This window comes from Streptomyces sp. NPDC054863 (assembly GCF_053610825.1).
On sequence record NZ_JBSGZD010000031.1, the window covers coordinates 1 to 18,374 of the forward strand.

16 protein-coding genes and 1 tRNA gene are annotated in these 18,374 nt (G+C 71.4%); 12 read left to right on the top strand and 5 right to left on the bottom strand.

From position 1 onward, the window contains the following. The 10 genes from ACWGIG_RS08900 to ACWGIG_RS08945 form a co-directional block, all read left to right on the top strand. On the top strand, positions 1-620 hold a 620-nt coding region (locus ACWGIG_RS08900; protein WP_453320853.1), incomplete at its 5' end, for an SIMPL domain-containing protein. Positions 621-879: 259 nt separating this feature from the next. Beyond that, entirely contained in the window at positions 880-2,088 is a 1,209-nt protein-coding gene (locus ACWGIG_RS08905) for an MBL fold metallo-hydrolase (protein ID WP_453320854.1), read from the top strand. 288 nt (positions 2,089-2,376) lie between these two features. Beyond that, entirely contained in the window at positions 2,377-4,326 is a 1,950-nt protein-coding gene (locus tag ACWGIG_RS08910) for an ATP-binding protein (protein WP_453320855.1), read from the top strand. Between the two features lie 4 nt (positions 4,327-4,330). Next, positions 4,331-4,768 (top strand): roadblock/LC7 domain-containing protein, encoded by a 438-nt coding sequence (locus ACWGIG_RS08915; RefSeq protein ID WP_453320856.1) that lies wholly within the window; start codon positions 4,331-4,333, stop codon positions 4,766-4,768. A 2-nt stretch (positions 4,769-4,770) separates the two neighbouring features. After that, complete coding sequence (locus tag ACWGIG_RS08920; RefSeq protein ID WP_453320857.1) at positions 4,771-5,142, top strand: DUF742 domain-containing protein; 372 nt, start codon at positions 4,771-4,773, stop codon at positions 5,140-5,142. Beyond that, complete coding sequence (locus tag ACWGIG_RS08925) at positions 5,120-5,815, top strand: GTP-binding protein (RefSeq protein ID WP_453320858.1); 696 nt, start codon at positions 5,120-5,122, stop codon at positions 5,813-5,815. The genes ACWGIG_RS08920 and ACWGIG_RS08925 overlap by 23 nt, the downstream gene beginning before the upstream one ends. A gap of 13 nt (positions 5,816-5,828) precedes the next feature. Then, positions 5,829-6,398 carry a GAF domain-containing protein gene (locus ACWGIG_RS08930; RefSeq protein WP_453320859.1) on the top strand — a complete coding sequence of 190 codons (570 nt, stop codon included), beginning with the start codon at positions 5,829-5,831 and terminating at the stop codon, positions 6,396-6,398. A 151-nt stretch (positions 6,399-6,549) separates the two neighbouring features. Further along, complete coding sequence (locus tag ACWGIG_RS08935) at positions 6,550-7,737, top strand: Gfo/Idh/MocA family protein (protein WP_453320890.1); 1,188 nt, start codon at positions 6,550-6,552, stop codon at positions 7,735-7,737. Positions 7,738-7,846: 109 nt separating this feature from the next. After that, positions 7,847-8,764 (top strand): alpha/beta fold hydrolase, encoded by a 918-nt coding sequence (locus tag ACWGIG_RS08940; protein WP_453320860.1) that lies wholly within the window; start codon positions 7,847-7,849, stop codon positions 8,762-8,764. A gap of 161 nt (positions 8,765-8,925) precedes the next feature. Beyond that, positions 8,926-9,285, top strand: a complete 360-nt coding sequence (locus tag ACWGIG_RS08945; RefSeq protein ID WP_453320861.1) for an MmcQ/YjbR family DNA-binding protein — start codon at positions 8,926-8,928, stop codon at positions 9,283-9,285. Between the two features lie 55 nt (positions 9,286-9,340). Here the strand turns inward: ACWGIG_RS08945 and ACWGIG_RS08950 are convergent, their stop codons facing one another. Together ACWGIG_RS08950 and ACWGIG_RS08955 are read right to left on the bottom strand one after the other, a co-directional pair. Further along, a complete protein-coding gene (locus ACWGIG_RS08950) occupies positions 9,341-10,237 on the bottom strand; it encodes a transketolase family protein (RefSeq protein WP_453320862.1) in 897 nt (298 codons plus the stop codon). A gap of 85 nt (positions 10,238-10,322) precedes the next feature. Beyond that, the gene (locus ACWGIG_RS08955) at positions 10,323-11,042 is read right to left on the bottom strand and encodes a transketolase (protein ID WP_453320863.1); all 720 of its coding nucleotides are present in this window, start codon (positions 11,040-11,042) and stop codon (positions 10,323-10,325) included. Positions 11,043-11,178: 136 nt separating this feature from the next. On the opposite strand from ACWGIG_RS08955, the gene ACWGIG_RS08960 reads away from it, so the two are divergent. Next, positions 11,179-11,252: transfer RNA gene (locus ACWGIG_RS08960), tRNA-Pro, on the top strand. Here the strand turns inward: ACWGIG_RS08960 and ACWGIG_RS08965 are convergent. Further along, positions 11,218-13,140: a BTAD domain-containing putative transcriptional regulator gene (locus ACWGIG_RS08965; protein WP_453320864.1), complete on the bottom strand. Its 1,923-nt coding sequence runs from the start codon at positions 13,138-13,140 to the stop codon at positions 11,218-11,220. The two genes, ACWGIG_RS08960 and ACWGIG_RS08965, sit on opposite strands and share 35 nt — an antisense overlap. A gap of 177 nt (positions 13,141-13,317) precedes the next feature. Beyond that, complete coding sequence (locus ACWGIG_RS08970; RefSeq protein ID WP_453320865.1) at positions 13,318-14,481, bottom strand: hypothetical protein; 1,164 nt, start codon at positions 14,479-14,481, stop codon at positions 13,318-13,320. A gap of 201 nt (positions 14,482-14,682) precedes the next feature. Here ACWGIG_RS08970 and ACWGIG_RS08975 point away from each other — a divergent pair, with 201 nt between their 5' ends. Then, the gene (locus tag ACWGIG_RS08975; protein ID WP_453320866.1) at positions 14,683-15,873 is read left to right on the top strand and encodes an acetyl-CoA C-acetyltransferase; all 1,191 of its coding nucleotides are present in this window, start codon (positions 14,683-14,685) and stop codon (positions 15,871-15,873) included. Between the two features lie 624 nt (positions 15,874-16,497). Here ACWGIG_RS08975 and ACWGIG_RS08980 read toward each other — a convergent pair. Beyond that, a complete protein-coding gene (locus ACWGIG_RS08980; protein WP_453320867.1) occupies positions 16,498-18,261 on the bottom strand; it encodes a purine-cytosine permease family protein in 1,764 nt (587 codons plus the stop codon). Positions 18,262-18,374 lie beyond the last annotated feature (113 nt).

Below are 18,374 nucleotides of genomic sequence, written 5' to 3' on the forward strand. Positions count from 1 at the left end.
CCTCCACGGTGACCGTCACCGGATCGGGAGCGGCCACCGCGGCTCCCGACCTCGCCATCGTCAACGTCGGTGTCGAGGCGACCAGGCCCACCGCGAAGCAAGCCCTCGCCGCCCAGTCCGCCGCCGCCAAGGCGCTGCTCGCCGCGGTCAAGGCCCAGGGCGTCGCCGACCGGGACGTACGCACGGAGAGCCTCTCCCTCAACGCCGTCCACAGCTACGAGAACGGCGTCGCCAAACTGACCGGCTACCAGGCGTCGCAGAGCTTCTCCGTCAAGGTGCGCGCCCTGTCGCGCACCGGGGCCGTCATCCAGGCAGCCATGGACGCGGCAGGCGAGGCGGGCCGTATCAGCGGCGTGACCTTCGACGTCGCGGACCCCGCCGCGCTGCGCGCCGTGGCACGCAAGGCGGCCTTCGAGGACGCCCGCAGCAAGGCGGCCCAGCACGCGAGGCTCAGCGGTCGCGAGCTCGGCAGGCTGATCTCGATCGTGGAGTCCGACGCCGGTCGGCCGACCCCGGTGGACGTGCCCCCGGGAGCCGCTGCCGACGAGCCCTCCGTGCCCGTAGCCCCCGGCCAGATCCAGGACGAGGTCACCGTCACCGCGGTCTACGAACTGGACTGACCCCACCCCACGGCTCGTGCACCCCGCACGGCTCGTGCACCACGTGAGGCTTCGTGCACCACGTGAGGCTTCGTGCACCACGTGAGGCAGGAACGGCGCGCACGGCACATCATGACGGAACGGTCCGGGCATACCACCGGGCCCGCGACCGTTCTGTACACAGTCGCCCCGTGCCGTGCGGCGCCCCGTAACGGCCCCGTTCCCCGGCCGTCGAACACGGTGCACATAATGGAATGAAGCCGACCCCCTTGGAGGTGCCGTGACCAGCGCGGATTCCCCGCAGAAGTCGCTGCGTGCGCAGTTGCGCGGACTGCGGACCGCGGCGTTCGGAGCCGACCCGGCGGGGGAGCGCATGGCGCGCATCCGCCGTTCGCCGAACTTCGCCGACGGCGTCTTCCAGAATCCCGAGGGCACCCGGGGGGACCGGCCCTCGTCCGGATCCATGGCCGGCCTCATGAAGACGTACTTCCGCAAGGAGGAGCGCGTCCTGCGCGCCCCGGCGGGGACCGTCCCGGTGTACGCGACCACCCTCGCCGACATCGCCGAGCCGCCCGCCTCCGGGCTCCGCCTGACCTGGATGGGCCACTCCACCGTCCTCGCCGAGATCGACGGGCGGCGGGTGCTCTTCGACCCGGTCTGGGGCGAGCGCTGCTCCCCGTTCGGCTTCGCGGGCCCCAAGCGGCTGCACCCCGTGCCCGTACCGCTGCGCTCGCTCGGCGAGGTCGACGTCGTCGTCATCTCGCACGACCACTACGACCACCTCGACATGCCCACGATCCGTGCGCTCAAGGCGACCGGCGCGCTCTTCGCCGTGCCGCTCGGCGTCGGTGCCCACCTGGAGCACTGGGGCGTACCGCAGAGCCGGATCCGCGAACTGGACTGGAACGAGACCACGGACGTCGCCGGGATCAGCCTCACCGCCACCCCCGCGCGGCACTTCTGCGGCCGGGGACTGCGCAACCAGCAGCACACCCTCTGGGCGTCCTGGGCGGTCGCGGGCCCCGAGCACCGGATCTACCACAGTGGCGACACCGGATACTTCGAGGGCTTCAAGGACATCGGCGCCGCACACGGCCCGTTCGACGCGACGATGATCCAGATCGGTGCCTACAGCCCGCACTGGCCGGACATCCACATGACCCCCGAAGAGGGCATGCGGGCCCACCTCGACCTCCAGGGCGGCAGCCCGCGCGGCATCATGCTGCCGATCCACTGGGGCACCTTCAACCTCGCCCCGCACCCGTGGGACGAGCCCGCCGAGGGCACTCTCACCGCGGCTGCCGAGGCGGGGGCGCGGATCGCCGTGCCGTGCCCCGGAGAGCCTTTCGAACCCACGTCGGACGTGGTCCCGTCGGCGCCCTGGTGGCGCGGCGTCGCCGCCCGCGGGCCCGGCGGGCGTACGACCGGGGCAGTACGCCCGGTGACGTCCGCGGTCGTCGCGCAGAAGGAGACCGCCGCGTCCGCGTGAGCGTGCCCCGTCCTTCGCGAGCGTGCGTGTGATTCCGGTGAACCGGCCGTCCCCGATCCAGGGGGCGGCCGGTTTTCGTTCGTCCGTACGAAGCCTCATACCAGAGAGGGACCCCGGGCGGGGAACTTCGGCAACAGCCCCTCACCCGTGGATGCGTGCCGACTACTGTGAGTGCCCGGTGATCAACAGGGGCCCACATCACCCGAGTTGAGTGCAGCCCTGGGCGAGTGCTCACACATGTCCAAGACACGCCGAAATCCCTGGGGCCCCCACGTACCGAGGACGCTGATGTCTCATCTTCGCGCACCTGGCGCGCGAGCGGACCGCCGCGAAGGCGGGCGGCACGGCCGGCCGGGGGCACGTACCCCCGTGGCGTCCACCCCCGAAGCGCACCTGCGCTCCCACCTGCTGCGCGCCGCCGTGCTTCCGGCGGTCGTCGTCGCACTGAGCGGGGCGGGCGCCGTGCTCCACACGGTCCGCACCACCGGAGCCCGGCCCACGCAGGGCCTGTGGGCGGGCCTCGCCGTGGCCGCCGTGCTCGCCGCCCTCGCGGTCCTCGTGGCCGTGCTCGCCGCCCACCGCGCCGCCGGATCCGTGTACGTACGGTGCAACGAACTGCGCCGCACCAGCGCCCGCAGCCAGGACGAACTGCGGGCCGTCGTGGACGGGCTGCGGCGCGGCGAGAGTCCCGACATACGGCGCACCGTCCCGGCCGTCGCCCCTCGTACGGGTGATGAATTCGACCTTCTGGCACAGGAGATGGGGCGCGGGCACGACGCCGCGGTGACCGCCGTCGTCCAGGCGTCGCAGTTCTCCAGCAGCGCGGGCACCGACCAGAAGGTCGAGGTCTTCGTCAACCTGGCCAGACGCCTCCAGTCCCTGGTGCACCGCGAGATTCAGCTCCTCGACGAACTGGAGAACGAGGTCGAGGACCCCGACCTGCTCAAGGGCCTCTTCCACGTCGACCATCTGGCCACCCGCATCCGCAGGCACGCCGAGAACCTCGCCGTGCTCGGCGGGGCCATCTCGCGCAGGCAGTGGAGCAACCCGGTCAGCATGAGCGAGGTGATGCGCTCCTCGATCGCGGAGGTCGAGCAGTACTCGCGGGTCAAGCTGGTGCCGCCGATCGACGGCACCCTGCGCGGCCACGCGGTCGCCGACATCATCCACCTGCTCGCCGAACTCGTCGAGAACGCGACGGTGTTCAGCGCCCCGCACACGACGGTGCTGCTGCGTGCCCAGTTCGTGACCGCCGGGCTCGCCATCGAGGTCGAGGACCGCGGCCTCGGCATGCCGGTCACCGAGCAGAACAAGATGAACGCACTGCTCAGTGACCCCGACCAGGTCAATGTGCAGCACCTGCTGCAGGACGGCAGGATCGGGCTGTTCGTGGTCTCCGCGCTGGCCCGCAGGCACGGCATCGCGGTCCGGCTGCAGAACAACATCTACGGCGGGGTGCAGGCCGTACTCGTGCTCCCCGAAGGCCTGTTGGGCGACGACCACGAATCCGGGTCCGCCGGTGCGTCCGCCGCGCGCCGGCCTGCTCCGGTGCCCGCGCAGCAGCAGGGCGACCGGACGCCGATATCCGGGGTGCCCGCGGCGCGGGAGCCCGAACCGGCTGCCTCGTACGTACGGGAGCAGCAGGCCGCCCCGAGGCCAGGGCCCCAGGCGGGGCCCCAGGCCGGACCCTCCGGGGGGACCACCGGCAACCACCCGCTCCCCGTCCGCGGCGAGCGGAGTGAACGGCCCAACCCCGCCGCCGCGGTCCCCGGAGTCACCCACGGACTCGCCGCACCCCCGGAGTTCACCGTGCCGGCCGAGCCGGTGCACAGCGCCGCCCGGGCCACCGCCGAAGGCGTCGTACGCGGGCGGGTCAGCCGGCCCCGACTGCCCACGCGCCGCAGCCAGGAGAACCTCGTACCGCAGCTCAAGGACGGTCCGGCGCCCCGCAAGGACGACGACCGGCCCGCCCTGCCCGACCCCGGGCTGATGGCCGCCTTCCAGCGCGGCATCGGCCTGGCCGAGGCGGCGGACGTACGCACCGAGGACCTCCCACCGGAAGGACTCGCCGCGGAAGCCGCGGAGCGTACGGAACTCGCGGCACGTGCGGAACCCGCGGAGCGTGCGGAACCCGCGGAACGTGCAGGACTCGCGGAACGTGCAGGACCCGTGGCCCGCGCGGGCCGCCCCGAAGACGCCCACCCCGACGACGTGAACTTCCCCACCCCCAAGGAGTAGCCCCATGGTGAGCGATGCGCCGACCAGCCAAGTGACCGACCTGGACTGGCTGTTGAGCGGCCTGGTCCAACGGGTCCCGTACACCCGCAGCGCCGTCCTGCTCTCCTCCGACGGGCTCGTCAAGTCCGTCCACGGCCTCGACACCGACAGCGCCGACCACATGGCGGCCCTCGCCTCCGGCCTCTATTCGCTGGGCCGCAGCGCGGGGATGCGGTTCGGCGACGGCGGCGAGGTCCGGCAGGTGGTGGTCGAGCTCGATTCGACGCTGCTGTTCGTCTCGACGGCCGGGTCCGGAACCTTCCTCGCCGTACTGGCCGGGCGGGAGGCCGACGCCGCCGTCCTCGGGTACGAGATGGCGATGCTGGTCAAGAGCGTACGGCCGTACCTGGCGACGCCCGCACGGCAACGGGCGGGCAGCACGGCGAACGCCCCGGGACACTGAACGTGGCGGCCCCGCAGGACGGGCCGTGGCTCGACGACGCGGCAGGCCGGCTGATCCGCCCGTACACGGTGAGCAACGGCCGTACCCGCCCCACCACCGAACTCGACCTGCTGACACTGGTGATGGCCACCGGCGCCGCCCTGCCCGTGCACCTCGGCCCCGAGCACGTCACCGCGCTCGGCCTGTGCGACGACCCCGTTTCGGTGGCGGAGATCGCGGCCCATCTGCGGCTCCCCGCCGTCGTCGCGAAGGTCGTGCTGTCCGACCTGGTGGACTGCGGCGCGGTCATCACGCACGCGCCGATCCTCCAACACCCCCAGACCGACCGCGACTTGCTGGAGGCAGTGCTCGATGGTCTACGACGACAACTCTGACTACGGCCCCGACGGATACGGCGGTGACGGCCACGACGGATACGGTGACGGCCGCGACGGATACGGCGGCGGAGGAGCGGCCCCCGGGCCAGAGGTGTTCCCCACCGCACTCAAGATCCTCGTCGCGGGCGGCTTCGGCGTCGGCAAGACGACCTTCGTCGGAGCGGTCAGCGAGATCGACCCGCTCAGTACCGAGGAACTCCTCACCCAGGCCGGGGCCGCCACCGACAGCCTGGAGGGCGTCGAGAACAAGTCCATGACGACCGTCGCCATGGACTTCGGCCGCATGACCCTCGACGAACAGCACGTCCTGTACCTCTTCGGCACCCCCGGGCAGGAGCGGTTCTGGTTCATGTGGGACGAGCTCTCCAAGGGTGCGCTCGGCGCCGTCGTCCTCGCCGACACCCGCCGCCTGGAGGACTGCTTCGCCGCGGTCGACTTCTTCGAGCAGCGCGGCATCGGATTCGTCGTCGCCGTCAACGAGTTCGACGGCGCCTTCCGGTACGAACCCGAGGAGGTGCGCGGCGCCCTCGACCTCAGCCCGGACATCCCGATCGTGATCTGCGACGCCCGGCTCGCCAGCTCCGGAATCGCCGCCCTGGTCACCCTCGTCAAGCACCTCCTCAGCAGCACGCCCGCTGTCCCGCCCACGACCCACGGAGCCCACCCATGACGGGAGCCCACATATGACGTACGACAGGATCGGCCACCTGCTGCTCACCCCCGCCGACCGCGAAGGGCCCGAACGGGCGCGCAGGCTTCGGGAGTTGGGTCTGAGCGGGCGGCCCGACCCGGTGCTCGACGCGTTCGCGGTGCGGCTCGCGGAGGCGACCGGCGCGCCGTACTCCATGGTCAACTTCATCGACGAGAACCGGCAGTTCTTCGCCGGACTGCACACCCCGCACGGCACCCTCTCCGGCAGCGACCTCGGGGCCGCCGCGGCGGCCGGGCGGATCGGGCGCGCGATGGCCCGCGACCACGGGTACTGCCCGCACGTGGTGGCCCGCCGCAAGGCCCTCGTCCTGGAGGACGTCTGCGACTACCCGCGCTTCGCGGGCAACCCGGTCGTCGACGAGATCGGCATCCGCTCCTACCTCGGCGCCCCGCTCATCGACCGCTCGGGCATCGCACTCGGCGCGATCTGCGTCGTCGACACGCGGCCCCGGCAGTGGGGAAAGGAGGGACTGGAGACCATCAAGGCGATGGCGGCCGAGCTGATGGCGGGGATCGGGCGCCGTGAGGACGGCGGAATCTGAGCCCGGCCCGCTCCGGCCCGGCCTGCCCCGCTTCGCGCGAGGGCGTTAACGTCAACTCCCGTACCGCACAGGGGACTCTGCCAAGGGAGTACGAACGATGACAGACCTGCCCGACCCGCTCGACCTGCCCGACCCGCCCGGTGCGCGCGACCTGGCCGACCTCCGCATCGGCGTCCTGGGCTACGGGCTGCGCGGCAGCCTCGCCCGTACCGCGCACCGGCCCGGCGCCGGAGCGCGCGTCGTCGCCCTCGCCGACCCCGACGACCGCGCCCGTACGCTCGCGGCGCAGGCCTTCCCCGACGCGGTGACGTCGGCCGACCACCGCAAGGTGATCGAGGATCCGGCCGTCGACGCCGTACTGGTCCTCACTCCCGACCACACCCACGCCGACCTGGCCTGCCAGGTACTGCGGGCGGGCAAGCCGGTGTTCGTCGAGAAGCCGCTGGAGACCACGGTCGAGGACTGCGACAGGATCCTGCGGACGGCGTACGAGACGGGCACCCGGCTCTACGTCGGGCACAACATGCGGCACATGCCGGTCGTCCGGCTGATGCGCGACCTCATCGCGGGCGGTGCGATCGGTGCGGTCAAGACCGTGTGGGTACGCCACTTCGTCGGCTACGGCGGCGACTGGTACTTCAAGGACTGGCACGCCGAGCGGGAGCACACCACGGGGCTGCTGCTGCAGAAGGCGGCCCACGACATCGACGTCCTGCACTGGCTGGCCGGCGGCTACGCGCGCGACGTGCAGGCGATGGGCGATCTCATGGTCTACGGCGACAACCCGCACCGGCGGGCGCCCGGCGAGCCCAAGGCCGACGACTGGTACACCAAGGACGGCCACTGGCCGCCGCACACCCAGCGCGCCCTGAACCCGGTCATCGACGTCGAGGACGTCTCGCTCCTCAACATGCGCCTCGACAACGGTGTCCTGGCCGCCTACCAGCAGTGCCACTTCACCCCCGACTACTGGCGGAACTACACCGTCATCGGCGACGCCGGCCGTCTGGAGAACTTCGGCGACGGTCCCGGCGGGCACGTCAAGGTGTGGAACACCCGCCGCTCCTCGCACCGTTTCGACGCCGACGAGGTCCACGAGATCCCGGCAGCCGACGAGCACGCGGGGCACGGCGGCGCCGACCCGCTCCTCATCGACGAGTTCCTCCGTTTCGCACGCGACGGAGGTACGACGGACACCTCGCCGGTGGCGGCCCGGATGGCCGTCGCGGCGGGCTGCCGGGCGACGGACTCGTTGCGCGACGGCGGGACGCCGCGCCGGGTGCCGGAGCCGGACGCGGAGCTGGCCGCGTACTTCGAGCGGGGGCAGACTCCGGCATAACCGCCCGGCAGCGGGGGAGGGTCAGCACCGTGTACGCACTCACGCACTCACGTTTGCGGGTCCACGCGTCCACGCAACTCACGCCACGGAGAGAGGCAGGCCGACCCTCATGACCACCCCCGGCACGGCGACCGCGCACGACGGCGTCCAGATCGCGACGTACGCCTGGCTCCCGGACAGCGGACGCCCGCGCGCCCTCGTCCAGCTCGCGCACGGCGCCGCCGAACACGCCCAGCGCTACGACAGGTTCGCCCGCCACCTCGTCGCCCACGGCTACGGGGTGATCGCCTCCGACCACCGCGGCCACGGCGCGACCGCCACGGGCACCGGCGGGTTCGGCGTGGCGGGCGACGACGGCTGGCGTTCCACGGTCGCCGACCTGCGCACGGTCGGCGACCAGGCGCGGGCGCTGCACCCGGGCGTTCCCGTGGTGCTGTTCGGCCACAGCCTCGGCGCGATGCTGGCCCGCGACTACGCGCAGGAGTACCCGGACGATCTGGCCGGAGTGATCCTCTCCGGGGTCTTCCGCACGCTGCCCGGCACGGACCTCGAAGCGGCGGCGGCCGGACTGGAGCGGACGGCCGAGGCGGACGGCCGGGACGCGCCCGCCTCGTTCACGGCCGACCGGTTCGCCTCCTTCAACGACGCGTTCCCCCATCGCACCGGCTTTGAATGGCTCTCCCGCGACGAGGCCGAGGTGGACGCCTACGTCGCCGACGAACGCTGCGGCTTTGCCTTCAGCGTGGGCCTCTCCCTCGATTGGGTGCACGGCATCCGCAAGCTCAACGACCCGCGCCACCTCGCCCGCATCCCCGCCGACCTGCCCTTCCACCTCGCGGTCGGCACCGAGGACCCCTGCCACCAGGGCATGACGCTCGTCCACGAACTCCTGGAGGACCTGCGCTACGCGGGCATCGAGGACCTCACCTGGAAGGGGTACGAGGGAGCCCGCCACGAAATCCTCAACGAGACCAACCGGGACGAGGTCCAGGACGACCTGACGGCCTGGCTCGACAAGCACGTCTAGTACGTCCGCACGTCTGGTAGGTCCGGCACGTCCGGTGCATCCAGTTCATCCGGTGCATCCAGTTCATCCGGTGCATCCAGTACATCCGGTACATCCGGCACGTCTGAGGCGCACGTGCGCAGCTCACGGCGATTGTCAGTGGGGGCCCGTACGGTTTTCCCATGACGACTTCCGCAGACGTACGCAGGGCGGCGCTCGCCCTGCCGGACACGGCGGAGAAGCTCTCCTGGGGCAGCCCGACCTTCCGGGTCGCCGGGAAGATCTTCGCCGCCCTGAGCGACGACGACCGGTCGGTGGCCTTCAAGTGCCCGAAGGAGGAACGGCCCGAGCTGATCGAGGCGGAGCCGGAGAAGTTCTTCGTCCGGGCCGGCCACGACGACCACTACGACTGGCTGCGCGCACACCTGGCCGCCCTGGAGGACGAGGAGGAGCTCCGCGCCATCCTCCTCGACTCCTGGCGCCAGGCCGCCCCGCGCAAACTGCTCGCCCTCCACCCGGAACTGGCCGATCCCGACGGGTAGATCCGGAGCGGCTTCACCTGGAACCGGGAGCGGTCCGCTCAGATCCGGAGCGGCTTCACCGGAGCCCGAGGAACGCGCCGATCCGGTCCCGCAGCGAGGCCGCGTCGAGCCCGTGCGCCGCGAGGTGCTCGGCCATGTCCCCGTACCGCCGCAGTTCGCGCCGGGCCACGCCCAGGCCCAGCACCCGGTGCGGCAGGTCAGCCAGCGCGTCGTTCGCCGCACCGGTCGAGGTTCCGGCCATGTAGGGCTCGACCAGTACGACGTCGGCGTGCCCGGCGGCCCGCAGCGCCGCTCCGTCGAAGGGCCGCACCGTGGCCGCGTACAGGACGGTCACGTCCAGCCCCGCCACGGCGGCCAGTACGTTGTCGAGCATCGGCCCGACGGCGACGACGGTCCCGCCGTGTCCCTCCCGTACGGTGACGAACCCGCCGTCGCCCCGTACCTCCCGCGCCTGCGCGTTGCTCTGCAACGACAGCCGTACGTAGACCTGCTCGTCCCCGTCCGCGACGGCGTGCCGCAGCAGCGCCTCCGCCTCGTCGGGGTGGCCCGGCACGTGCACGGTCCACCCGTCGAGCGTGTCCAGCAGGGCCACATCGCCCGGCGCCATGTGGGTGAAGCCCCCGGCGGGCCAGTCGTAGCTTCCTCCCGCACTCACCAGCACGCCGCCCACGCCCTGGTGCCCGAAGTCCAGCTTCACCTGCTCGAAGGGCCGCTCCACCAGGAAGCTGGCGAAGGTGTGCACCACCGGCCGCATCCCGGCCAGGGCCATTCCGGCACCCGCCCCGACGAGCAACTGCTCCCGGATACCGACGTTCACCACCCGTTGCGGATGCTTGCGGCGGGCGGGCGCGAAGCCGTCCGCGCTGATGTCGGCCAGGACGACGGCGACCCGGGGGTCCTCGTCCAGCAGCCGGTCGGTGGTGGAGATGAAACGGTCTCGCATCGTGTCCATGGTGAACTCCCCTTGTCCTGCTGGTCCGTTGGCGATCGGTCCGTTGGTGATCGGGCCGGTGTCGGTCGCGGTGTGGGTCGCGGTGTCAGTTCTTGGGCTCGACGCGGGCCACGACCACGTGCGGGCGGCCCGGGTGCGGTGCGGTGTACGCCGCGTACAGCGCCTCGTGGTCGCGGCCGTCGACCGTGGTGGCCGACCAGCCGGCGGCCTCGAAGCGGGAGGCGATCCCGCCGGGCCAGCCGTGCGTGGCGGAGGAGTTGTCGACCACGAGCGCGTGCAGCTGCCCGAGCCCGGCGGGCCCGGCGAACGCGATCGCCTCGTGGTTGCTGCCCTCGTCGAGCTCCGCGTCCCCGAGCAGCACCCACACCGCGGGGTCGGTCAGCCCCTGCGCCCGCAGCCCCAGCGCCGTGCCCACCGCCAACGGCAGCCCGTGCCCGAGCGAACCGCTGCCGATTTCCGCGCCGGGGACCAGCAGCCGGTCGGGGTGGTGCCCGAGCGGCGAGTCGTACGCCCCGAACCCGGGAAGCAGGTCGTCCCCGAAGAATCCCTTCGCGGCGAGCACCGCGTAGTACGCCATCGGCCCGTGCCCCTTGGAGAGCAGGAAGCGGTCCCGCCCCGCGTCGTCGACGGTCTCGGGCGTCACCCGCAGCACCCGGTCGTAGAGCACCCAGAGCGCGTCCAGCGTGGAGGTCGCGGCGGGGCCGTGCTTCTCGTCGCCGGTCATCAGCCCCATCAGGCGCGGCAGGTCCGGATATCCGTGGGTGGCGTGTGCGTCGCGCGTGGTTGTCCTCGTCCTTGTTTCCATGGATACGACGATGCAACCTCAATCGGACTTGAGGTCAAGGCCGGCACACAGGCAAAGACGTTCGCAACCACGTCCTGAAGTGCGGTATCGTTCTCATGCGCGCTCAGCCAGGGGAAACCCCAGGTCAGGCGGGCATCGGGACGTGGCGCAGCTTGGTAGCGCACTTGACTGGGGGTCAAGGGGTCGCAGGTTCAAATCCTGTCGTCCCGACAGTAGTCGGAAGTCGGAAGAGGCCGTTGGCCGGGAGAGATACCCGGACAGCGGCCTTTTTCGTGATCCGGGCGACCGGCTCCCGGGCCAGTGCCCGGATCAGCCGGTGGAACTGGTACTGGTCCGGAGCATGCTCGGCCGAGGCCAACAGATGGGCGTCGGTCAGGGTGTCGATCAGCTCCATTGCCTCGTCGTCCGAGGTTTCCAGTTGCCTCGCCGCGTGGCGGAGCGAGAAGGGTCCCGGCCGGAGCTGAGCGAGCCGATGCAGCGCGCTGTGTGCGCGGTTGCCCAGCTGGTGGTGGCTCACGGACAGGCTACGGCGGACACTGAGGTCGCCCAGCTCCAGTTCGTCGAGCAGGTTCTCGCCGACGGCGAGCCGCTCGGCCAGCCGGGCCAGGGGCCAGTGCGGGCGGCGGGCCAGCCGGGCCCCGCTGATCCGCACCGCGAGGGGCAGGCGGCCGACGAGCGCGACGATTCTGGTGGCGGCGTGCGGCTCGTCGGCCACCCGCTCCGGGCCGATGAGGTGCGAGAGCAACTCGACGGCCTCCTCGGGGGCGAACGCGCCCAGCCGGACGTGGCGGGCCCCTTCCAGCGCCGCGAGACTGCTCCGGCCGGTGATCAGCACACCGGACTCGGCGGCGGCGGGCAGCAGCGGCCTGATCTGCTGTTCGTCCTCGGCGTCGTCGAGCATGATGAGCAGCCGGCGCTCGGCCACCTGACTGCGGTAGACCCGGATCAGCTCGGACAGGCGGTCGCAGTCCACGCCGGTCACCCCGAGGGCCCGCAGCAGCTCGGTGAGCGCGTCGACCGGGGTGACCGGGTGCGGGCCGCTGCCACCGAGGTCGATGTGGATCTGCCCGTCCGGGTACCGGCCGCGGATCCGGTGCGCGACCTGCGCGGCCAGTACGCTCTTGCCGATCCCGGCCATGCCCACGATCGCGCAGACCGAAGGCGATCCACGCCCGCCGGACCGTATCCGCAGCGCCTCGTCCACCTGCTGCGCCGCCCGCTCCCGGCCGGTGAAGTCCATCGGAACCGGAGGCAGTTGGGCCGGTGTCCAGGCCTGCGGCCGTGGCCCCGGCCGCTGTGGCAGCACCCGGCGGGGCGGGCCGGGGGTCTGCTCGGGCCCGCGCGGGGCGGCGGCCGCCGGCCGGATCCGCTGCTCGTCCGTCAGGATCGCCTGGTGGGCCTGCTTGAGGCGCCGTCCTGGCTCAAGCCCGAGGTCCTCGATCAGCAGCGTCCGGTACTCCTGGTAGGTGCGCAGGGCCTCCACCTGCCGTCCGCAGCGGTGCAGCGCCAGCATCAGCTGGGTGCGCGGGCGCTCCCGGTGCGGGTGGGCCACGACCAGTGCCTGGAGCTCGGCGAGCAGCGCCGCGTGCCGACCCAGCATCAGTTCCGCCTCCATGCGGTCCTCGTCGGCGACCGTCCGGGACTCTTCCAGGCGAGGGGCCTCCACCGCGGCCAGGTGTTCGCTGACCCCGGCGAGCGCGGGGCCGCGCCACAGGGCCAGCCCGTGCCGGAAGTTCTCGACGGCCTCCTCCAGGCGCCGCTCGGCCTTCAGCGCGCGGCCACGGGCGATGTGCTGTTCGAACTCCAGCAGGTCAAGACCGGCGACCGGCAACCGGAACCGGTAGCCGGAGTGCTGCCTTTCGATCCCCACCTCGCTCCCCAGCAGCCCACGCAGCCGGGACGCATAGGTCTGGATCTGCTTCTGAGCGGTGCCCGGTGGCTGTTCGTCCCAGAGCATCGCGTGCAGCACGGCGTCCGAGACCACCCGGCCGCGCGCCAGCAGCAACAGCGCCAGCACCGAGGTGATCTTCGAGCCGCGCAACTCGACCCGTCGGCCGTCCCGCCAGGCCTCGACCGGGCCCATCAGCAGGAATCGCATGGCGTCTCCCCCCGAGGACACGTGAGTGCGAACGCACCGCGTTCCCGTGTCACGCGGTGATCGGTTCGCGACGCAGTCAAACATGCGTCCGGAGAAACCGGCGCCGCTCTTTCCCGGACGGGAAAGAGCGGCGGACGTGGAGGGAGACGCGCCGGCCGGGGCGCCACCTCGTTCAGGTCACCCGGCAGACGGCGCGGCTGCGGGGAGGACGCTCACGAAGTCGTGCGTGCCGCTCGCGTCGGTACCGTTCCCCGCGACGAAGAGGCGGCCGTCGCCGGTCCCGGCCAGGGAGGTGACGGTCGAGGTCGTCGCCAGCGGCCCGGCGTACTGCTCCCAGCCCTGGCCGTTCCAGCGCGAGAGTCCCTCGTTCTTGGTGTGCGAGACGCCGGCGAACAGCTCGGTGCCGTGGAAGGCGAACCCGTTGAGGTAGCCGAAATAGCCGTCTTCCGCGGCGTTCACCGGAAGGTAGCTCTTGGTCCAGTTCTGGCCGTCCCGGTGCAGAGTGAAGATGCGGTCCGACTTTTCGCCACTGGCGCCGGTCTCCTTGCCCCCGACCCAGACCTTGCCGCCGCGGCTGATCACCTTGGTCCACAGGCCGTTGGTCGGGGTGACCTCCGGAACGTTCACCTGCGACCACGCGGTGCCGTTCCAGTGCGCCACGTAGGGCTGGCACAGGTAGGCCCCGGTGAGGGTGCACTGCTCCCCGGCGGCCCAGACGTCATTGGCCGACGACGCGGACACCGAGCGCAGGTCCGTGGACTTGCCGGCGATCGTCGGCAGCTTGGTGACGGTCCACCTGGTCCCGTTCCAGTGGCCGACGGTGGCCCGGTCGTCGCGCTTGGCGTAGCCGGTGTTGTAGGCACCGACGGTCCACACGTCGGTGGGTGACACCGTGGCGATGGCCGTGGAACGGAACGCCTTGTCCGGCTGGCTGCGGTCGGTCCACTTCTGGCCGTTCCAGTGGTGGGCGAGCCCGGAGCTGTTGTACGGCCCCTCCAGGAGCCAGAGGTCGTTGGTACCGGTCCCGGCAGTGACGAGGGAGCGGGAACCCAGCGCGACGGGAACGCTGAACTTGCTCCACGTCCCGTTGGTCAGCCGCCACTGCTGGCGGCACTGCCGGGGATCGGTGGGCCATCCGCAGTTCACCAGGGTCTGCCCGAACACCGTGTCACCGCCGATCCCGGCGAGGCTCTCCAGGGTCCCCGGCGACGGGACGGGAAGCTGCCCCCAGGAAGCGGACTCCGTACCGGCCGTGGCCGGCGCGACGCCGAGGCCCAGGGCGGTGCCCAGTGCCGTGACCGTCGCGAGTAGAGCATTTCGAATGCCATTGCGTCGTTTCATGTTTCTTCATCATCACGACCTGCGCATATTGGTTTCATATCGAGGAATATTCTCCCCATGTGGAGGAGGTCTCCCCGGTCCCCGCTTCGCGTCCGTGCAGTTAGCTTGTTGTGCCGCGCCTCACACCGCCGGGCTCCGGTAGTCAACTCGTCGGTGGGGTAAGCAAGTTGATGACCATGAACTTCTTCCCATGGAGGACTTGTGTCCGGATCCGTCATCCTCGCCGGGGCCCGTACGCCCACCGGCCGGCTACTCGGTGCGCTCAGGGATTTCTCCGGAGCCCAGTTGGGCGGAATCGCGATCAAGGCGGCACTGGAGAAGGCGGGTGTGACGCCCGAGCAGGTCGAATACACGATCATGGGGCAGGTGCTCACCGCGGGTGCGGGGCAGATCCCGGCCCGTCAGGCAGCAGTGGCGGCGGGGATCCCCATGAGTACCCCGGCGCTGACCGTGAGCAAGGTGTGCCTGTCCGGAATCAACGCGATCGCGCTGGCGGACCAGTTGATCAGGGCCGGTGAGTTCGACCTGGTGGTGGCGGGTGGCCAGGAGTCCATGACGCAGGCGCCGCACCTGCTGGGCAAGTCGCGTGCGGGCTTCAAGGCCGGCGACGTACCCCTGATCGACCACATGGTTCACGACGGGCTGTTCTGCCCGTTCGACCAGGTGGGCATGGGCGTCTCGACGGAGAAGTACAACAGCCGCTACGAAGGGCTGACCCGGGAGCGGCAGGACGCGTTCGCCGCCGCCTCGCACCAGAAGGTGGCCGCCGCCATGGCCGCGGGGCGGTTCGCCGAGGAGATCGTGCCGGTGACCGTACCGCAGCGCAAGGGCGACCCGGTGGTGTGTGACGCCGATGAGGGCGTACGCCCCGACACCACGGTGGAGGCGTTGGCGAAGCTGCGCCCCGTGTACGCCGAGGACGGGACCATCACCGCCGGGTCTGCGTCGCAGATCTCCGACGGCGCCGCTGCGGTGGTCGTGGCGAGCAAGGCCAAGGCCGAGGAGCTCGGGCTGTCCTGGATCGCGGAGATCGGCGCGCACGGTGTCGTGGCGGGGCCGGACGCCTCTCTGCACGAGCAGCCGTCGAACGCCATCAGGGCGGCGCTGGCCAAGGCCAAGCTGCAGCCGGGCGATCTGGACCTGGTGGAGATCAACGAGGCGTTCTCCGCGGTCGGCATCGTGTCCACCGAGCAGCTGGGCATCAGCCCGGACATCGTGAACGTCGACGGCGGAGCGATCGCGCTCGGACATCCGATCGGCGCATCGGGTGCCCGGCTCGTCGTGCACCTGGCCTACGAACTGCGGCGCCGCGGCGGCGGTCTCGGTGCGGCGGCGCTGTGCGGCGGCGGGGGACAGGGTGACGGGCTGCTGATCCGCGTCCCGCGGGCCTGACGGTCGATCGGTTCGCTTGCTGGACGGGCGGGTTCGCCGGCCCGTCCGGTGGACCGGGCCGTGGGGCGCTGCTCGGGGTGCCGTGCCCCACAGCCCGGTCGGCGCCTTCACCGGTCGGGGTGGCTGCCGGGCTGCGCGGCGGCGGGGATCTGGCCGCACGCGCAGCAGGTCCTGCTGCCGGCCCCCGTGCCCGAACCGCCGCGCGCGGTCGGGTACGCGGGTCTTGTGCTCCTCCTGGTCGGCGTCGCCGACGAATTGCGGCCGGGCCCCCGCCGCCTGCGGGACCGTGCGGTCGGCCGGACGGTCCTGGGCACCCTGGTGCTCGGCCTGGTGCGGGTCTTCTTCGTCAACACCGGACTCCAGATCTGGGCGCGCTGCTCAACACCAGGGGACTCACCGAGATCGTTCTGCCACAGGCCGGGTACAGCGCCGGATCGCCCACCCCCGCCCTGTACCTCGCGCTGCTGGTCAAGGCGCTGGTCACCACCGCCATGACCGGTTCGCTGCTGATGCTGCTCGACCGGTCCACGGCCAGGGCCGATGCCCGTCCCGTACGGGGCGCGGAGCCAGCGCGGGAGCGCTGTGCGGCACCCCGGCCGGGCGGGGCGGCCGTCCCTCACACTCTCATGCGGCGCCCGACGGCTGCGCGGGCAGGACGTGCGTACCGGACCTGTCGGTCGTGAGGCACAGCGAGCAGATGATGCCGCCCGCCGCACTGGCCAGGACGTCCGGGCGCTCGAAGGGCTGGGCGCAGACACCGCAGTCGTACGTCGTCGCGCTCGGGTTGCCGTCCGCGTCGAGCAGCGGCTCCTCGATGCCGTCGTCCGTGCGGCGCAGGTAGTAGCGGCCCTTGGTGACGATCGCCACGGCCGGGGTCAGGAGTACGGCGACGACGACGGCGACCAGCGGAGAGTACGGCTGGACCGCGTCCCCGAACAGGCCGAAGTAGACGGCGATGGACAGGAGGGAGGAGGCCAGGAAGGAGACCGTGCCGACCGGGTTGACCGCGTGGAGCATGCCGCGGCGGAACTCCGGCTGCTTCGGGGACAGCTTCAGGACGTACTTGTTGATGCCGATGTCGGTGGCGACCGTCACGACCCACGCCATCGCGCAGTTCGAGTAGAAGCTCAGCACGCCGTTGAGGAAGGCGAACATGTTCGCCTCCATCAGGACCAGCGAGATCGCGAGGTTGACCAGGACGAAGACGATCCGGCCCGGGTAGTGCTTGGTCACGCGGGCGTACGAGTTCGTCCAGGCGAGGGAGCCGGAGTAGGAATTGGTGACGTTGATCTTGACCTGGCTGAGGACGACGAGCAGCAGCGCCAGCGGCACGACCAGCCAGCCCGGCATCAACTGCTTGAAGGCGGCGGTGAATTGCTCGATCGGCTCCACCGCGGAAGCGACGCCGACCGCGTCCACGACGTACACGGCGAGGAAGACGCCGATGGCCTGCTTCAGTGCACCGAAGACCACCCAGCCGGGGCCCGCGAGGAGCGTCGCCGCCCACCAGGAGCGCTTGTTCTCCTCGGTCTTGGGCGGCATGAAGCGCAGGTAGTCGATCTGCTCGCCGATCTGGCCCATGAGGGAGAGACAGACACCGGCGCCCAGCATCACCGCCGCCGCCGAGATCCCGCCGCCGCCCGAGCTTCCCCCGTACGAGAGGAACCGGCTCACCGATTCGGGCTCGGTGGCGACGACGTACACCAGCGGCGCGACGATCAGGGCGATCCACAGCGGGTTCGTCCAGGACTGGAGCTTGGTGAGCGCCTTCATGCCGTAGACGACGAGCGGGATGATGACGAGGGTCGAGAAGGCGTACCCGGCCCAAAGGGGCATCCCCAGTGCGAACTTGAGGCCCTGCGCCATGATGGCGCCCTCGGTGGCGAAGAAGATGAAGGTGAAGCTGGCGAAGATGACGCTGGTGACGACCGACCCGTAGTAGCCGAAGCCCGAGCCGCGGGTGATCAGGTCCAGGTCGAGGTTGTAGCGGGCCGCGTAGTAGGCCAGCGGGATGCCGGAGACGAAGATGACGGCCGCGGCGAGAAGGATCGAGAGGAGTGCGTTGCCGGTGCCGTGGGTCATGCCGATGCCCGCGCCGATGGAGAAGTCCGCCATGTACGCGATGCCGCCGAGCGCGGACGCGCCGACCACGGCGGGGGTCCAGCGGCGGTAACTGCGGGGAGCGAAGCGGAGGGTGTAGTCCTCCAGCGTCTCCTTCGCGGCACGGCCTGTGTCGTCGGACTCTGTGTCGTCGGACTTTGCGCCGTCGGGCCGTGCGTCGTCGGGCCCTGCGCCGTCCGGGCCTGCGCCGTCGGGGTCCGGGGTGGGGGAGCCCGGGGCGGGGGCCGTCTTCCGGGGCTCGACGGCGGGCGACTGGTCGACCGTCACGGGGGCCTCCAATGAGGGTGGGGGTACGTGATCGGCGACAGTAGGCAGGGGGTGTTTCCGGCCCCCGTCCCGTGCGTAACACACGTATTTCGGCGCGGGCGTGGCGCGTCGGG